A 17,378-nucleotide genomic window follows, 5' to 3' on the forward strand; every position below is an offset into this window, starting at 1 on the left:
ATCTAGAAGGATGCCTTCACCTCGATCCCGTAGGTTCGAGGCATGTTGAGCAGCTGGCCGTGCACGCCGCTGCCGGCGGCATTCGCCTGGAAGAGTACGGGGAAACGCTTGTCGGTGATGTTGCGCATGTAGAAGGACAACTCAAGGCTATTGTACGACAGCCCGATCCGGCCGTTGAACGTGTCGGCAGACCCCGTCTTGTAATCATTCTGGGCATCCCAGTAGATTTTACCGCGATGATCCCAGTCGGCATAGAAGATCAGGCCGGTCTTTTCCGAGATCTTCGGTGTGTAGCTGACGCTGACATTGCCGGTCTCCGAATAGGACATCGGCGATCGGTTGCCCGATACCGCCGGCGCCGCGGCAAACCTGCTGATGCGGCTGTCGCTGATGCCGAGGCTGGCCGAGACGGTCAGATCGCTGGCCGGGCGGTAGTTGAGCTCCAGCTCACCTCCGTCGATCTTCGTGCGATCGATATTGTAGATGTCGCGCGCCACCGGCGTGACGCTGATGAAGAAGAGCTGCTGATTCTTGAAATCGGTATGATAATAGGTGGCGTTGAGCGTGAGACGGCCATCGAGCCACTTGGTCTTCACGCCGACCTCGTAATTGGTGCTCGTCTCCGGCTTATAGAGGCGGCTGACGCCGAGCGTGATCGTATCCGCATAGGGATTGAAACCACCGCTGCGGAAACCCTTGCCGACCGTGCCGTAGATATTGATGTTGTCCGTCACCACCTTCTTCAGCGTCACCTGCGGCTGGACCGACGTGAAGGTCTTGCGCACGAAGGTGTCGGTCTGCAGCGGATCGAAGGACTTGCGCTGGTCGCTGTCGTACCGGATCGCGCCCGACAGCTCGAAGCCAGCGGGCAGCTTCGCCGTCGCCTGGCCGTAGACCGCCCAGGCGAGGCTCTTGTCATGCTGGTCGCTGTCCTGCGAGACGACGCCGGGAGTGGGGCCCTTAGGATCGCCGAAGACGAGCAGGCTGTTCACAACCTCGCGGCTCTGGAAAAAGCCGCCGACCATCCAGCTTAACGCACCGCTGCCGTTTGATGCGATCCGCAGATCCTCGTTGACCGCCTTCATCGTGACGCGGTTGTTCTGCAGCACGATATGTTCGGCGGTGAAATCGGTATCGCCGAACACCTTGGACGAGGATCGCGCATATTGGGTGATCGACGTCAGTGTCACGCCCGGGAAGACCTTTTCGATCTTCGCCGAGATATCGTTGATCGTATGATTGTCGGTGACGTTCGGATCATTGACGGTGCCTACCGTATCGTAGTCGTAACGATTGGCGTCGGTCACCAGATATTCATAGGAGGCGCCGTCCTTGCCATGCTGATGCCGGCCGTTGAGATCGATCGTGAAGCCGTTGCCGAGATCGAAGAGCAGCCGGGCGCCGACATTGAAGCCATGTCCCGCGTCGGCATAATCGCCCGTCGTGAAATTGGGCTGGAGACCGTCGGTGCGCCGCGCCAGCACCGAGAGGCGGGCAAAGACGCGATCCTGGATCAAAGGGCCGGAGATGACGCCCGTCGCGCGCACGTCGTTGTGCCGGCCGACGAGCAGATCGGCCTTGCCCGTGAAATCGTTGGTCGGCCGATTGGTGTCGATCAGGATGGCGCCGCCGATCGCCCCGCGCCCATAGATCGCCCCTTGCGGGCCGCGCAGCACCTGCACGCTCTGGATATCGTTGAGTTCCTCGTTGATGAAATCCTGGCCCGGCACCTGAACGCCGTCGATCAGCACGGTGACCGGCGGCTCGCCGCCCTGAACCGATGGCACGCCGCGCAGGCTGATCCAGAGCGACCCCTGGCGATAGCCGGAATTGATGCTGAGATTGGGCACCAGCGCGGTGAGATCGGTGACCCGGCGGATGCCGGCCGCCTCGATCGACTTGCCGCTCACCACCGACACAGCGACGGGCACGTCGTGCAACGCCTCCTCGCGACGGCGCGCGGTCACGATGATGGCGCCGTCGGACGCGCTGGCGGATCCGGCCTCGGCCTGCAGCTGTTCGTCTTGCGCGAGGGCCGGCGCCGCGATCAGCGCTCCGGCAATCGCCATCACGCTCGCACCCAACCTCAGAAACACGGTTTCGGATCTGGAATCCGCCATTTTCACACCCCTTTTCATGTTGAGATCTAGAGTGACCCATCGCCGCGCACGCCGCGCAGCGGATCATTGCCAGGCCGTCTTGCGGGCTCGGTCATTCGGTGAAACAGGACATACGTGACGATCGAGATCAGCAGCGAATCGAGCGCGACCATGCCGGTGAGCGAGAAGCCGAGTGGCGATTCGAGCGCGGCGAGCGTCACTCCGACCAGCCAAGCGGCGATGCTGGCACCCCGCCAGGCCACTTTCAGCTGCGGCCTGCCGAGCCACCAATGCGAATAGTAGGAGGACAGATAGACGCCCGCGATCGGCGGGATCGCGATGCCGAGCAGCACGAGATAGGGGGTAAGGCGCACGGCGATGCCGGCCAGCGCCATCACCGCCCCGAACGCGCCGCCGAACGCCGCGAGCCGCCACAGCGGCTGCCGAGACAGCGTGCGGTAGACCAGCGTGATGGCGTAAAGATTATAGGCGTTGCTCGACCAGGCCGCGAGGATCACGACCAGTACCGCAGGCAGCCCCAGCCCCAGCTTCACCATGATTTCGACCAGGTTGGACTCGCCCGTCAGCCGGGCCGGGATGCCGGCGAGGACGAGCACGAGCGGCTGGCCGACCGCGAAGGCGAGGAAGGCGGCAAGCGCCGCCTGCAGGCGCGTCGTCGCAAGCCGGGCGAGGTCGGGCGTCAGCAGCGCGCCGACGATGACACCGCCCACCACGAAGGATACGCCGCCGCCCAGCGTCAGCGCCGGCCGGACCGGTTCCTCCCACAGGCCGGCCGCCGTCGTCCGCGACAACGCCACGCCAACCGTGACCGCCAGCAGGAGAAGCTTGAGCGGCGTCGTGAGCGTCGCAAGTATGTCGAGCGCGCGAAAGCCCATGAGCGTGGTGGCGATCATCAGCACGCATCCGATTGCGACCCATCCTTTCGCGCCCACGCCGATGATGTCCGCGCCGGATTGAAGCGCCGCGTCGCCGAAGAGGGAGGCGACCACCGCGAACCAGCCGACCATGACGATGGAGAGCACGCCGTTGATCAGCTTGCCGCCGGTCTCGCCGAAGGCCAGGACGATCAGCTCGTAGCTGCTAAGACGGGAATGGGCGCCGACGACGGCGGCCGCCGTGGCGATGCAGGCGAGGACGAAGCCGCCGCCGATGCTGGCGACGATCGCCCGCCCGGTGCCGAGCGCCTCGTTGAGCTCGGATCCCATCACGAACGCGGGCAGCGCGATGAGCGCGCCCATCAATATCATTGCGATGCGCAGCCCATTGACCGTCGGCGGAGCGCCCGCGCCTTGCACGGCGCGCGGTGGCGTGGGCGCGCTCATCGCGGCCACCCGACCGGTCCGACGGGCGAACCGGGATGGGCACCGCGCCTGCGGGCCGTGGCAACCGCGTGCATGCGTCTTGACAGGATACCGACCAATATCATTGGATGGGCTGCACTCCTCGAGGCAAAGGATGCACGGCATCCGAACCGATCGGGAAGAGCAAGCTTAGGGCTATCGGCCTAAAGCAGGCATGTGCACCAAGAAAAACGCCTGAAGGAGGGGCGAACTGCAAGCGGTGGGTTGCAAAGAATGGCATCGAAAGAAACGAAATCGCGCATAATAGTGAATGCGCTGGATCTGTTTAACAGATACGGATCGCCAAACATATCGACGAACCGGATTGCGGCGCAGTCAGGCATCAGCAAGGGCAACCTTAATTACCACTACAGCAAAAAGAGCGAGATCATCCTCGATATATTCTCTGAAATGCGCGACGAGATCATCATAGAGTGGAAGGATGATCATCTCAATCCGACATTGGAACATATTGAATTCATGTTCCTTCGTCAGCTGCATATGATTTGGCGATATCGTTTTTTCTATCGCGAGATAGTCAATCTCCTGAAGGATGATCCCATTCTTCGCCACAGGTTCAATGATCTGCGGATCAAGCGAAGGGAATCCTTGAAAGCATTTCTGGTCTCGCTGGTGGACAATGGTCACATGATCCTGCCCCGGAAGGACGCCCACCTCGAGCATCTGATCACCAGCACGTGGGTGCTTTCCGAAAACTGGATCAACTATGTCGACACGCTCCAGGAAACGCCGGACGAGCAGGATCTGCAGGGCGGATATGACGTGCTGATGTCGATATTCCGTCCCTATATCCGGGATAGAAGCCTGACTCTGGTAAGAGCCTGCGGCTGACCGTTTCCGTCCCCCTTCTGCGCATGTCGCCCCTTACGCAGCGAGACGGGAACACGACGTAGCAGGCTCGAATCACAGGCGTTTCTTATATCCGGGATACGGGGTCAGCCGGACCGCAATGCGGTTACGCAGGAGGCCGAAACTGACCTTCCGAGCCTCTTTCCGCCGCTTCGCCACAGAAGCGCCTTGCGACGACACATCCAAAATCATATGCTTCTGTCGATTTTCGCGATCGGCCATCGAAGCTGAGTCGCGTGAGAGAAAAGGGGCGCAATGATGAATCGCAGAATTTTGCGAACTGCCTTCGCGTGCATTCTGGGAACGGCGGCGCTTCCGCTGCCCGCCATTGCGGCCCCTCCCCCTTCGATCATCCACGCCGGCCAGCTGCTCGAGACGCCGGGCAAGGCACCATTGAAGAATGCCACGCTCGTCGTCGTCGAGGGTAAGGTAAAGGATGTACGCCCCGGTTTCGTCGATGCTGCCGCGCTCGGCCTGCCTGCGGACACCAAGGTCATCGACCTGACGCGCATGTTCGTGATGCCCGGTTTCATCGACCTTCACGTGCATCTCTCGGGTGCCGGCGACAGGGGACTTACCCTGCGCAAGCCTGACACCTATTTCGCCCTCGTCGGCGCGAAGAATGCCAACACCACGCTGATGGCGGGCTTCACGACCGTGCGCGACCTGGGATCGACCGGATATACGGTGCTCGGGCTGCGCGACGCCATCAAGGACGGGCTGGTGCCGGGCCCCAAGATCCTCGCATCCGGCGATCCGATCAGCCCGACCGACGGCCATGCGGACAATCACGGCTATCGCGAGGAAGTGATGGCCGCGATGATAAGGCGGGGCGTCTGCGACGGGGCCGACGGCTGCCGCAAGGCGGTTCGCGATGCCGTAAAACGCGGCGCCGACGTCATCAAGGTGATGGCGAGCGGCGGCACGCTCGACGAATCCGACGCGCCGACCGACAAGCAGTTCACCGACGAGGAGTTGCAGGCGATCGCCGAGACGGCACACTCGCTTGGCCGCAAGGTGACAGCGCATGCGCATGGCAAGGACGCGATCGACGCCTGCGTGCGCGCCAACTTCGATTCCATCGAGCATGGCATGTGGGCCGACGCGGAGACGCTGAAAGCGATGAAGGCCAAGGGCATATGGCTGGTGCCGACCGTGTGGCCAATCGACTATGTCGGCGACACACCGGAGAAGGTGCGCAACGGCCCGCTGCGCAATCTTCCGCCGGTCTCGCTGGCCAAGGTGATGCGGCTCGGCAAGCAGCCGAAGATCCTCGTCCATATGGCGCATCAGATCGGCACCAAAATCGCCCTCGGCACCGATGCCGGAGTCTATCCGCATGGCCAGAACGCCCATGAATTCATCGAGTATGTCGAAAATGGCGGGATGACTCCGATGGAGTCGCTCGTCGCGGGAACCTCGGACGCGGCGCTCGCAGGCGGCATCAAGGGCGTGGGATCGCTCGAGCCGGGCATGGACGCGGACGTCGTCGCCATGGCGGTGAGCCCGCTCGACGACATCAAGGCGGTGCTCGACGTGCCGTTCGTGATGCGCGACGGCATCGTCTTCAAGCAGGGCGGGCTCGAGCAGGGCCTCCAGCAGGAAGCGCGCATCGACACGTTCGATGTGCAGGACGCCTATTGATCAACGAACGATAGAGGATAACGCCGATGAAGCGTGCAAAGCTGCTGCTCCTAGGGGCCGCGACCGCCCTCGCGCTGTCCGGCACCGCCGCACGGGCCGCGATCTATACCATCCAGCACGTCACCGTGATCGACGGTACCGGCCGGGCGCCGCAGCCCGACATGACGGTGGTCGTCGACGGGCAGCGGATCACGACCGTCACGCCGAGCGCCGCCGCTGGCGCGCCGCAAGGCAACGTCATCGACGGGACAGGAAAATATCTGATCCCGGGGCTGATGGACGTGCATATCCATCTGCGCGGCTGGCAGCCGGAGAAGAATCCGGACGGCACCCATAAGGTCGACCGCCAGCTCGCCCTCTCCTCGCTGGCTAGCTATATCTACGAAGGCGTCACCACCGTCTTCGACGCGGGCAACCAGCCGGAGAACATCCTGGAGATGCGCCGGGCGGAACGCGCCGGCGAAATCCAGTCCCCGCGCATTTTCGCGACCGGCAATTTGGTGACCTATCCGGGCAGCCACGGCGATGCGATGGCGGTGCGGATCAGCGATTTCGAGAAGGACAAGGCGCTCCTCGACAAGCATATCGCCGAGCAGAAGCCGGACATGCTCAAGCTGACTTATGATGAGGAAGGCTGGGGCGCGCGCCCGATGATCACGCTGATGCCGACCGATCTGCTGCAGCAGATCATCGAATATTATAACGAGCACGGCATCCGCACGACCGTCCATGTCTCGAACGAGAAGCGGGCGATCGAGGCGATCTATGCCGGTATCGACACGCTCGCCCATCCCGACATCCAGGGGCCGGTAAGCGATAACTTCGTTCGATTGATGGCGGCACGCAAGACACCCTTCGCCACGACGCTGACGATCGGCGAGAATTACAGTCGGCTGGTCGAGCATCCCGAATATCTCGACCGGCCCGATTATGTCGCCTCGGTCAGCGCCGCCGAGCGCCAGAAGCTGAAGACCGAGACGCTCGCGCAGTACAAGGCGCGGAGCTGGACCTGGTGGATGAAGCTGATGACGCCGATCTGCGAGGAGAATATCCGCAAGATCGTCGCCGCCGGCGGCGTTGCCGCGCTCGGCACCGATCAGTCGAGCGGCCCCGCCGCGCATCGCGAGATGGAGCTGCTCGTCCAAGCGGGCATACCCGCGCTCGAGGTCATCAAGATCGCGACGCTCAACGGCGCAGTGTTTCTCGGCAAGGCCGACGAGCTCGGTTCCGTCGAGACGGGCAAGCTTGCCGATCTCGTCCTCCTGAACTCCAATCCGATCGACAGCATCGACAATAGCGAGGACATCGCCTTCGTCGTGAAGAACGGGGCGATCATCGACGAAAGCAAGCTGCCGCTTGCCGGAGGCCCCCAGAAGCGGCGCTTCACCGGTCGGCCCTGATCGTCCGGAGGGCCCGCCCAAAAGAGAGGGTCGCTCATTTAGTTTAAGTATAAAGATTTATATCATATGAAATAATATATATTCGCAGGAAGCTTCCCATGGGCAGGGTAGGGGAAACACCGTGACACGAACGAAACGACTGCATGTAGCGACAACGTTGATCCTCTTGATGGGCACAACGGCATATCCGGCGATGGCCCAGGACAGCTCCCGCCAGGCTTCCGCAGACGCGGGCAGCGACATCATCGTCACCGCCCGCAAGCGCGGAGACGAACGCCTGCAGGATGTTCCGGCCTCGATTTCCGCGCTCGGCGCCGACACTCTCGCCAAGATGGGCGCGACGAAGTTTGCCGATTTCGCTTATTCCGTCCCCGGGCTGACCTTCACGGATCAGGGGCCCGGCCTGAAGCGCTACACGCTGCGCGGCATCCAGTCCGCCGGGCAGGAGCAGGTTGCGGTCTATTATGACGAGGTGCCGGTACCCGGCATCCAGAGCTCGAGCGGCGACAGCGGTTCGCAGATCGGCGACCTGCAGCTTTACGATATGGAACGCGTCGAGGTGCTGAAGGGCCCGCAGGGCACGACCTTCGGCGCAAACTCCCAGACCGGCGCTATCCGCTTCATTTCCAAGAAACCCAATCTGGAGCGCGCTGAAGGATCGGCGCAGCTTTCGATCGAGACAGTCGACCACGGCAATGCCGGTGGCAGCGCCTATGCGATGGCAAACGCGCCGATCGTGAACGATCTGCTCGCCATACGGCTCGTCGGCTATACGGTCCACACCGGCGGCTATGTCGACGCGGTCCGCTTCAACCGCAAGAACATCAACAGCGACGACAATTACGGCGTTCGCGCGCTCGCCCGCTTCCAGCCGGCGCCGGGTTTCACCCTCGACGGAATGGTATGGATCCAGCATCGCAGCACCCACGGTGCCAGCGATTACAGCCCCTATGACTCTTATCATGTTTCCGGCGACACGAGTAATCCGGGCTATCTCGACAATCCGCCGGCGTTCACCGCCGTTCCCACGGGCAAGTTCAAAAGCGGCGCCTACGTCCAGACGCCCCGCCCGGACACGCAGCGCATCTTCTCGCTCACCGGCAATGGCGATCTCGGCTTCGCCCAGGCGACGATCACCGGATCGATCTATGAGCGCCGGCTACAATTCTATCGCGACAACACCTTTCAAGTCATCTCGCTCGGGATCGGGCCGGCGGGCGCGAACTGTCCGCCGGCGGGTAATGCCTGCATGCGGCCCGACCTGTTTCCGGAACTGACCAACCAGACGCAGAGCATCAACCAGAAGACCTTCGAGGCCCGGCTCAACTCGTCCACGAAAGGCCCCCTCCAATATCTCGTCGGATTCTTCTATCGCGACCGCAATTCCGACTTCATCAGCTACTCACCGATCGTCGATCAGCAGACGGGGCTCCCCTTCGATCCCGGCTATCCGCCAACCGGCTTCTCCCCGATGCCTGGCGCGGGCATCGAGGGCTGCAATCCGTGCGCGCTTGCCCGCGCGAACACCCGGACTATCAGGGAAAAGGCGGTATTCGGGGAAGTGACCTATGATATCGCTTCCTGGCTGGAAATCATGGGCGGCGCCCGCTGGTTCCGCGCCGATCAGCATGATTATGGCAGCACGAGCTTCAACTTCCCCACATTCGGCTCGACGCTCCCCGCACCGTATGATCGCAAGTTCGGGGAATCGCGCGTCATCAAGAAGGGCCAGATCTCGATCAAGCCGACACGCGATATCACCATCTACGCGCTGGCATCGCAGGGCTTCCGCCTCGGCGGGACGAACCAGTCGGGCGTCGTGCAGGTGCCGATCGGCTACAAGTCGGACTCACTGTGGAACTATGAGATCGGCGTCAAATCCACCTGGTTCGACCGGCGGCTGATCGCCAATCTGGCACTCTACCGGATCGACTGGAACAACATCCAGGTGCAGGGCCGGGATCCGACCAACTCCTTCGCCTTCATCGGCAATGCCGGCGCGGCCCGCATCGAGGGCATGGAGCTCGAACTGCAGGCGCGGCCGACCCGCGCGCTGGAGCTGAGCGGCGGCTTCAACTGGTTGCCCAAGCGCGAGCTGACAGAAAATCAGGTGAGCGACGACATCGCGGCTCCCGGGCGCAAGGGCGACAAGATCCCTCGCATCCCCGGATGGACGGCGAACGCGTCCGCGCAATATACGGTCGCTATTCCGGGCGGCCGCTGGGAAAGCTTCGTGCGGGCCGACTATAGCTACAAGGGTCCGTCGGCGACCGATTTCCGGCCGGGCACGAGCAGCTACCGCGTGCAGCACGGCTTCAGCCTCGTGAATCTCAGGGTCGGGGCGCAGAATCAGGATTCCGGATTCAGCGCGACCGTCTATGTCGAGAATGTGTTCGATAAGGCCGGCGACGTCTATCTCACCGCCAGCCCCTACACGCCCACCACCAAGATCACCAATACACCGCGCACCATCGGTATCGAATTGAGCAAGAGCTTCTGAGCGGGTCGCCGCGGCCGGAAGGGGGAAAACCCCCTCCGGCCATGGCGAACCCAGAGCTCATGCGAGTGCCGCCCCCAACCGGTCCATCGCATCGGCAAGCACATCGGGCCGGCGACAGAAGCAGATGCGGAAGAAACTCTCCGAACCGGGCCCGAAGAACAATCCCGGGGCCAGCCCCACACCGGTCCGGTCGAGGATGTCGAGGCAGGTGGCCCGCGAATCGACGACGCCCTCAATTTCGAAGAAGACATACATCGCCGCGCGCGGCCGCACCGGCAGGCGCACCCTGCCCATCGTTTCGAGCGCGTCGCACACGATATGCATGCCCTGCTCGCAATATCGGTTCATCTCGGCCACGAAAGGCTCGCCATGACGGATCGCGGCAATCGCGCCATCCTGTAGAAACGTCGTCGTTCCGCTGGTCGCATATTGCGTCAGCATCGCCAGCGTAGGCCCGATCGATGGCGGGTGAACCAGCCAGCCCAGCCTCCAGCCGGTCATTGCCCAGGATTTCGAGAAGCTGTTGATCACGAGCACGCGGTCCTCGGCGTCTGCGAGCGTGAGGATCGAGGGCCCCACCCGTTCACCGAATACTAGCCGATGATAGACCTCGTCGGCCAGGATCCATATGCCGCGCTCCCGGCCAAGCGCCAGCAATTGTCGCTGCACGGCGATCGGGATCACCGCGCCCGTCGGATTGCCGGGCGAGGCGAAGAAGATCGCGCGCGTACGCGCGTCGCACGCCCTTGCGACCTTATCGACGTCCAGCTGCCAGCCTTGCGCCCCCTGCTCCAGCCGGACGGAACGGACCTCGCCGCCCACAACCTGCACGGCGCCGGCGATGTTGGGCCAGACCGGATCGATCACGATCACATTGTCACCCGCGCCGACGAGCATCTGGATGGCAAGCATGATCGCCGGCATGCCGCCTGACGTCACCGTGATCCTTTCCGGAAAAAGCGCGGTGCCGAGCAGATCATTGTGATATTCGGCCAATGTCCGGCGCAGCTCGGGTATGCCGTTCTGGTAGGAATAGAATGTATGCCCCGCGCGGATGCCCGCCAGGGTCGCATCGCCGATGAAATCCGGCGTGGCAAGATCACCTTCACCGAACCAGAGCGGGATGATCGTATCCCGGTCGAAGGCCTGCCGGGCGATATTGGCGATATTCTCCAGCGGGATCCCGGCGATCCGCGGCAATATGTCGTGCAAGGCAGGGGTCATGACGCAACAGCGCTCCCGGTGGCGCGGGCGGCAGCCAGCGCCTCGCGCAGCCCTTCCCGTGCGAGCCGGATATCGTCACTGGCGACGACGAAGCGAAAGCCCTGCCCGGCGCGTTCTCGCGCGGCCTCGGCGCTGCCGGTGAAGATGCCGCAGGCCTTGCCGGCGCCATCGCACGCCGCAAGGACGAGGCCGATCGCCCGTTCGAGCGTCATGTCCGCATCCTCCGCAAGCGCCAGCGCGAGATCGCCCGGCCCGATGAACACGAGATCCACCCCCGGCACGGCTGCGATCGCCGCAATGTTGCGGAGCGCCTCGCGTGTCTCGATCATCACCGATACCAGCGTGCCGTGGCGCGAGGCGGCAAGATAGCCATCGAAATCCGCGAGGGGACGCATGCCGCCGCCGGACCTGCACCCGAACGGCGGATAATGGGCGGCGGCCACGGCGGCGGCCGCTTCCTCGGCGCTGTCGACCAGCGGCACGATGACCCCGCCCGCACCGAGATCCAGCGCCTGCCCGATCAGGTCCGGCCGATTGGCCGCGACCCGGACCAGCGGCGTGGCGCCGCGCATCGCTAGCGCGATCGCCGCCGAAAGACCCGGACGATCCCAACAGCCATGCTGCAAGTCGAAGACGATCGCGTCGGCATCCAGCTCCGCGGCGAGTTCGGCAAGCTGCGGGGAGCCCAAGCTGAGCCATAGCGCGAACACGGTCTCTCCGGCGCCGAGCCGGCTCAGCGCCTTGCCGGACGCGCCCGTCACGGCCGCACCCCCGCCTCGCGGAGCAGCGGCAGAACCTCATCCACGAAGAAGGGCAGCTCGCCCAAATAATCGACGAAGCTGAGCGCCGTTCCCGCGAATCCCGCCTGGCGCATCGCGACGATCCTTCCGGCGATCGTCGCGGGCGTGCCGACCAGGGGATAGGTGCCGGCGCCTGCGGCAAAGCGCTTTGCATGCAGCCGATAGGCGGCGGGATCGTGCGATCCCGATGTCGCGCGTTTCATCGCCATATGCCTTTCCACAGCCTCCTTATCCACCTCCCGGACGGCGAAGCGGTCATAATAATCCTCCGCCTCTGCCTGGGACTGTCGGCACACCACGTGACAGGCGGTGTAGACGTCGAGCGATCGGCCCACAGCCTGCGCACGCGCCGTCACGTCGGCGATCGTCCGACGCGCATCGTCGAGCTCGACGAAGGTCGTGAGCAGTATATCGCTGGTCCGGGCCGCAAAGTCCCTGCCGGCCGGAGAGAAGGCGGCGGACATCACGAGCGGGCGCGGACGCTGCAACGCCAGCGGCCGGCCTTCCACGTCGCGCAGCCGGAAATGGGAGCCGTCATGATCGAACGTGCCCTGTCCGGTCAATATTCCGGCAAGCACGTCATACCATTCCCGGCCCAGGGAATAAGGCTGCTCGACCGGCGGGATACCGAAAAGCGCGAATTCCGGTTCGTTCCAGCCGCAGACGATATTGAGGCCCGAGCGGCCATTGGCGACATGATCGATCGTGGCCAGCGCCTTGGCCGCGAACACGGGGTGGACGAACGGCGCATGGACCGTGGCGAAGATCGCCATGCGGCGCGTGACCGCTGCCAGCGCCGCGGCGAGGGTCAGCGTCTCGAACGAATGGCCGCGGGCGTTGGTGGTCCCGCCAAACCCTTTCCACCGCGCGATCGGGAGGAAGAAATCGAGCCCCGCCTCATCTGCGATGCGCGCCACCTCGGCGATGTCCGGCCAGCGTGCCGCCCACCGTTCGGGCACGGTCGTCGCCGCCAGACCTCCGTCCGCATTCGCGCCGAACAGCCCGAGCTTGAACGCATTCTCCCCTGTCATTCCGATATCCCACGCTCTCCCGGCGCCGCTCGCGGCCCCCGTGCCGGCCCCGCATCGCCTCTCGCGATAGCGAAGACTAGGCAGCATCGCGGCGACGCGCAAGATTTCATATGATATCGGATTCAATATCGGTACGCGCCGCCTAGCCATGCCACAGCAGACAGCGGTTGACATATAAATTCACATGATTTTGAATGAAAATGCTTTCTCGGGGGATTTGTGGATCAGGCAAGGATAGCGCAGAGCGAGCAGGGCCTGCACAAAAGTCTCAGCCGGGCTCAGGTGGTGATGATCGGCCTTGGCGGGGCGATCGGCACCGGGCTGTTCGCGGGAAGCTCGCTGGCGATCGGCTATGCCGGCCCGGCAGTGATCCTGAGCTATGCGATAGCGGGCTTCGCGGCGCTGGTGATGGTGCTGAGCCTGTCGGAGATGGCGGTCGTCCATCCGAGCGCGGGATCCTTCGGCATCTATGCCGAAACCTATCTCAATCGCTGGGCAGGCTTCGTCGTACGCTACACCTATTGGATGGCGCAGGTGATCGCGATCGGCGGCGAAGCGACCGCGGCCGGCGTCTATATGAGCTTCTGGTTCCCCGACATTCCTTCCTGGGTCTGGTCCATCGGCTTCTCGCTTCTCGTCGTCTACTTCAACGCGCGATCGGTGAATCATTTCGGAACGATCGAATATTGGCTCGCCTTCATCAAGGTGACCGCGATCGTCCTGTTCATCATATTGGGAAGCGCGGCGATCCTCGGCATCGGCACGCCGGCAGTGGGTGTCCATAATCTCGTCGGCCTGCCCGGCGGGTTCATGCCGCATGGCTTCGCGGGCGTCTGGATGGCCGTGGTGGTCGGCATCTTCTCGTTCAACGGCATCGAGGTGATCGCCGTCACCTCTGGAGAAACGGCCGAGCCCGAGACTGCCATTCCGGCCGCGCTGCGCACCATGGCGCTGCGCCTGTTCCTCTTCTACGTCCTAGCTCTCACGATCGTCGTCTGCTTCGTGCCGTGGACGCAGACGGGCGCGTCGGGAATCGTAAAGATGAGCCCCTTCGTCGCGGTGTTCACGCATAGCGGGATCACCGCCGCGGCCGGCATCATGAACTTCGTCGTGCTCAGTGCGGCGCTGTCCAGCATGAACACCAACGTCTATCTATGCTCGCGAATGCTGTTCTCGCTCGCGCGCGGCGGCTTCGCGCCCGCGCGTTTCGGCCGGCTGACGCGCAACGGCACGCCGCTTGCTGCCATATTGCTTTCGGGTGCCTGTATCCTCGTCGCCGCCAGCATCTCGCGCATCACGCCGCTCGCCTACAGCTATTTGTTCGGCGTCGCGCTGTTCGGCGCGATCATCGTCTGGATGTTCATCCTGCTGAGCCATCTGCGCTTCCGCCGGGTCCATCCGGCGAAGGACCTTCCGGTCCGCATGCCGCTATTCCCCTATATGCAGATCGCGGGCCTGATCCTGCTCGCCGCAATCCTGGTCACGATGGGCCTCGACACGCTGGCCTGGAGCATTTCGTGGCTCGTCGGCGTGCCCTGGCTGATCTTCCTGACGATCGCCTATTTCATCTGGCGGATGCGCTCGGGGAGACCGGCCGCGGAGGGCGCGGTCAACTCCTGACGACGGCGATGCCGCCGCGCGAAGCGTCATTGAATATTCATATGTGTTTGCATATATATCGTTCCACAGACTCGACAGCGTGACGAGAACAAACATGAAAACCACATTGGAGGCGATGCGCGGCGAGTTCCCGCTTCTCGCCAACAAGACCTATTTGAACAGCGGTTCCTATTGCGCGCTCGCAAACGACGTGAAGCGGGCGTTCGAGGCCTATATGGACGACCGGCTTGCGGTCGGCGCGAACTGGGACGTCTGGGTCGCCAAGAACGAGGCCGTGCGCGGGCTGGTCGCCCGGCTCCTGCATGCGCGGCCCGATGAGATAGCGGTGACGGCGTCGGTTTCCGCGGGGCTGAATGCGATCGCCAGTGCCATCGATTTCAGCGGCCCGCGCAACAAGGTGGTGATCAGCGACTTCGAATTTCCGACGAACGCCCAGATCTGGCATGCGCAGGAACCGCGCAATGCCGAGGTGGTGCATGTCAGGGCGGACGAGAGCGGCTATATCCCGCTCGAGCAGTTCGAGCGCGCGATCGACGATCGCACGGCCCTCGTCGCGGTCACCCATGTCTGCTTCAGGAACGGCGCAAAGCTCGACATCGAGGGGATCGGCCGGATCGCGCGCGCGCGTGGCGCTAAGATCCTGTTCGATTGCTACCAGTCGGTGGGATCCGTGGATATCGACGTCACGTCGATGGAGGTCGACTTCCTGGTCGGCGGCATGCTGAAATATCTGCTCGGAACCGCTGGCATCGGCTTCCTCTATGTGCGCGATGCGCTGGTCCGCGAGTTGCTACCCACCCACACAGGATGGTTCGCGCAGGAGAATATCACGGCGATGGACATCACCGCCAACCGGCCTTCGCCCACGGCCAGGCGGTTCGAGGCGGGAACGCCGCCCGTGGTCAACTGCTATGCCGCCGAAGCCGGTCTCGAGTTGCTGCTCAGCATCGGTACCCCGGCCATCGAGGCGAGGATCCGGGAATTGACGCGGCGCTGCATCGAGCGGCTGGCCGCGATCGGCTGGCCCACCGTGACGCCGCGGGACGATAACCGACGCGGCGCCACGGTAGCCATCCCGTCGCGCGACAGCGCGGGCCTCGCCGATGCGCTGATGAAGCGCGACATCGTGACGTCCTATCGCGACGCGAATGTCCGCGCGAGCTTCCACTTCTACAATAACGATCAGGACATCGATGCGCTGATCACCGCGCTCGATGCCCTGAAGCCCCGCTTCGCACCGCAGGGCTGATGTTCCGGCCCGTATATCTTCTCAAAACGGGTAGCGATGCCGCAGCCCTGTGGGCTAATGCAGAGAGCATCACCGGATAGAGGATATGATGGGCAAATCCCGAACCAAGACAACGGAGGGGGCGATCGGAAATCTCGAGCTGGGCGACGGCTGGCTCGAAGATTTCATGCCGTATCAGCTCTATCGCGTGACGAACCGGCTCAACATGCGCCTGCTGAGCCGTTTGCGCGCGATCGGGATCAGCGCGTCGCAATGGCGCGTGCTCAGCGTGCTGCGATCCTTCGGCACGCTGACGATCAGCCGGATCGTCGAGCATACGCTGATGGAGCAGCCGACCGTCAGCCGCGTCATCGACCAGCTCGAGCAGGAGAAGCTCGCCACGCGCCGGACGTCCACGGAGGATTCGCGGATGATCGAGGTTGTCCTGACGCCGAAGGGCGTGGACGCGTTCGAGGCGATCCTTCCCGCGGCGCAGCGCCATCAGAAGGTCGCCATGGACGGCCTCACCACGAAGGAAATCGACACGCTTCGCAGCCTGCTGCGGCGGATAGAGCACAATATCAACGAATTTGACTGAGGCGCCGTTTTCGGCGGCAACGGCACCCCCGACATGCTTGACGCGCCGCAGCATTTCGGTGAAGCTCCCCGCATGCAGGTCCCGCGCGCCCAGCCCGATGCCTGGAACGATGGCCCTCGTCCCGAGCTGGCCACGCAGGGGCAATTTCCCCTGCGCAATCCCGCAGGAATGGCCTATCGCAGCGCGGCGCTGCCGCGCATCAGCGGTGCGGTGACGCTATTCTATTACGACGAGATAGAGACGGCATCCCACTGGTACGAAAATGTGATCGGCTTCGAGAAGCAGGTCGATCTCGACTGGCTGGCGCTGTTCCGGATCGCCGACCAGGCCTATCTCGGGCTGGTGGCGGCCAATGCGGGCAGCCAGCGCCCCATTCCGGGTGCGAACAAGGGCGCCATCCTGTCGATCGTCACGACCGATCTCGAGAAATGGCACCGCCGTCTCTTCGCGGCCGGCGTGGCGGGAACCGGCCAGGGCCTCGAAATCGGCTGCGGCGGATTGAGCATAGAGTTCAAGGTACGCGATCCCGGCGGATACACGCTCGAATTCCTGGAGTGGCTCGAAACATCTCCGATCGGCGGCAGATAGTCGCCGTCATTGCGGCCAGGGATTTTCCGACTTCCAGGCCCGCGCCACATTTCCCAGCGTGTCGAACACCACGCCTTCATGACCGGCAAAGTGGCGGATCACCCGCTCTAGCATCAGCATGCGGTGGCCGCGGCCAATCACCTGCGGATGCAGCGTGATCGTCATGGCGCCACCCGGCACATTGGCATAGCCCCAGTCGAACTCGCCCTTCCATATCTCCTCTGCCACGCTGGGCGGATGCGCCGGAAAGCCGGGCGAGAATTCCAGATAGGGAAAATCGTCAAGGTGCCAGGCGGGTCGTGTCCCCGGTGATGGTGTAGCTCGACGGTAGCGAAGCTAACCGGTCGCGCGCTCATCGCAGGCGCTGTAGCGGCCGGTCAGCTTCGCGGGTGGTCATCGGTGATCTTCGGATAGG

Annotated in this window: 14 protein-coding genes; 8 read left to right on the plus strand and 6 right to left on the minus strand. The window is 63.5% G+C overall.

The features are described from left to right. Positions 1-2: 2 nt before the first annotated feature. Complete coding sequence (locus GQY20_RS30800) at positions 3-2,120, minus strand: TonB-dependent receptor (protein ID WP_198351316.1); 2,118 nt, start codon at positions 2,118-2,120, stop codon at positions 3-5. A 26-nt stretch (positions 2,121-2,146) separates the two neighbouring features. Continuing rightward, positions 2,147-3,442 (minus strand): SLC5/6 family protein, encoded by a 1,296-nt coding sequence (locus GQY20_RS30805; protein WP_157221012.1) that lies wholly within the window; start codon positions 3,440-3,442, stop codon positions 2,147-2,149. Positions 3,443-3,637: 195 nt separating this feature from the next. Between GQY20_RS30805 and GQY20_RS30810 the strand changes: the two genes are divergently transcribed. From GQY20_RS30810 to GQY20_RS30825, 4 genes are all read left to right on the plus strand, one after another. Continuing rightward, positions 3,638-4,312, plus strand: coding sequence for a TetR/AcrR family transcriptional regulator (locus tag GQY20_RS30810; protein ID WP_157221013.1), 675 nt, complete (start codon positions 3,638-3,640; stop codon positions 4,310-4,312). A gap of 276 nt (positions 4,313-4,588) precedes the next feature. Next, positions 4,589-5,974 carry a metal-dependent hydrolase family protein gene (locus GQY20_RS30815; RefSeq protein WP_198351317.1) on the plus strand — a complete coding sequence of 462 codons (1,386 nt, stop codon included), beginning with the start codon at positions 4,589-4,591 and terminating at the stop codon, positions 5,972-5,974. 26 nt (positions 5,975-6,000) lie between these two features. Continuing rightward, positions 6,001-7,374 (plus strand): amidohydrolase family protein, encoded by a 1,374-nt coding sequence (locus tag GQY20_RS30820; protein ID WP_157221015.1) that lies wholly within the window; start codon positions 6,001-6,003, stop codon positions 7,372-7,374. 193 nt (positions 7,375-7,567) lie between these two features. Beyond that, positions 7,568-9,874: a TonB-dependent receptor gene (locus GQY20_RS30825; RefSeq protein ID WP_198351318.1), complete on the plus strand. Its 2,307-nt coding sequence runs from the start codon at positions 7,568-7,570 to the stop codon at positions 9,872-9,874. Positions 9,875-9,931: 57 nt separating this feature from the next. Here the strand turns inward: GQY20_RS30825 and GQY20_RS30830 are convergent, their stop codons facing one another. From GQY20_RS30830 to GQY20_RS30840, 3 genes are read right to left on the minus strand one after another with little or no spacing between them, the layout of a single operon-like run. Continuing rightward, positions 9,932-11,098 carry a pyridoxal phosphate-dependent aminotransferase gene (locus GQY20_RS30830; protein ID WP_157221017.1) on the minus strand — a complete coding sequence of 389 codons (1,167 nt, stop codon included), beginning with the start codon at positions 11,096-11,098 and terminating at the stop codon, positions 9,932-9,934. Next, positions 11,095-11,859, minus strand: coding sequence for an HpcH/HpaI aldolase family protein (locus tag GQY20_RS30835; RefSeq protein WP_157221018.1), 765 nt, complete (start codon positions 11,857-11,859; stop codon positions 11,095-11,097). The genes GQY20_RS30830 and GQY20_RS30835 overlap by 4 nt, the downstream gene beginning before the upstream one ends. Then, entirely contained in the window at positions 11,856-12,929 is a 1,074-nt protein-coding gene (locus tag GQY20_RS30840) for an LLM class flavin-dependent oxidoreductase (RefSeq protein ID WP_157221019.1), read from the minus strand. Before GQY20_RS30840 ends, GQY20_RS30835 begins: the two co-directional genes overlap by 4 nt. A 219-nt stretch (positions 12,930-13,148) precedes the next feature. Here GQY20_RS30840 and GQY20_RS30845 point away from each other — a divergent pair, with 219 nt between their 5' ends. The 4 genes from GQY20_RS30845 to GQY20_RS30860 all read left to right on the plus strand — a co-directional run bounded on the left by GQY20_RS30845 (position 13,149) and on the right by GQY20_RS30860 (position 16,963). After that, positions 13,149-14,549, plus strand: a complete 1,401-nt coding sequence (locus tag GQY20_RS30845; RefSeq protein WP_232476346.1) for an amino acid permease — start codon at positions 13,149-13,151, stop codon at positions 14,547-14,549. Between the two features lie 94 nt (positions 14,550-14,643). Then, positions 14,644-15,798 (plus strand): aminotransferase class V-fold PLP-dependent enzyme, encoded by a 1,155-nt coding sequence (locus GQY20_RS30850; protein WP_157221020.1) that lies wholly within the window; start codon positions 14,644-14,646, stop codon positions 15,796-15,798. An 85-nt stretch (positions 15,799-15,883) separates the two neighbouring features. Then, complete coding sequence (locus GQY20_RS30855) at positions 15,884-16,375, plus strand: MarR family winged helix-turn-helix transcriptional regulator (RefSeq protein WP_232476347.1); 492 nt, start codon at positions 15,884-15,886, stop codon at positions 16,373-16,375. Positions 16,376-16,447: 72 nt separating this feature from the next. Beyond that, positions 16,448-16,963 carry a VOC family protein gene (locus GQY20_RS30860; RefSeq protein WP_232476348.1) on the plus strand — a complete coding sequence of 172 codons (516 nt, stop codon included), beginning with the start codon at positions 16,448-16,450 and terminating at the stop codon, positions 16,961-16,963. 6 nt (positions 16,964-16,969) lie between these two features. On the opposite strand, the gene GQY20_RS30865 is transcribed toward GQY20_RS30860, so the two are convergent. Next, complete coding sequence (locus tag GQY20_RS30865) at positions 16,970-17,191, minus strand: polysaccharide deacetylase family protein (RefSeq protein WP_157221021.1); 222 nt, start codon at positions 17,189-17,191, stop codon at positions 16,970-16,972. Positions 17,192-17,378 lie beyond the last annotated feature (187 nt).

The sequence above is a fragment of the Flavisphingomonas formosensis genome, assembly GCF_009755815.1.
GTDB lineage: Bacteria > Pseudomonadota > Alphaproteobacteria > Sphingomonadales > Sphingomonadaceae > Flavisphingomonas > Flavisphingomonas formosensis.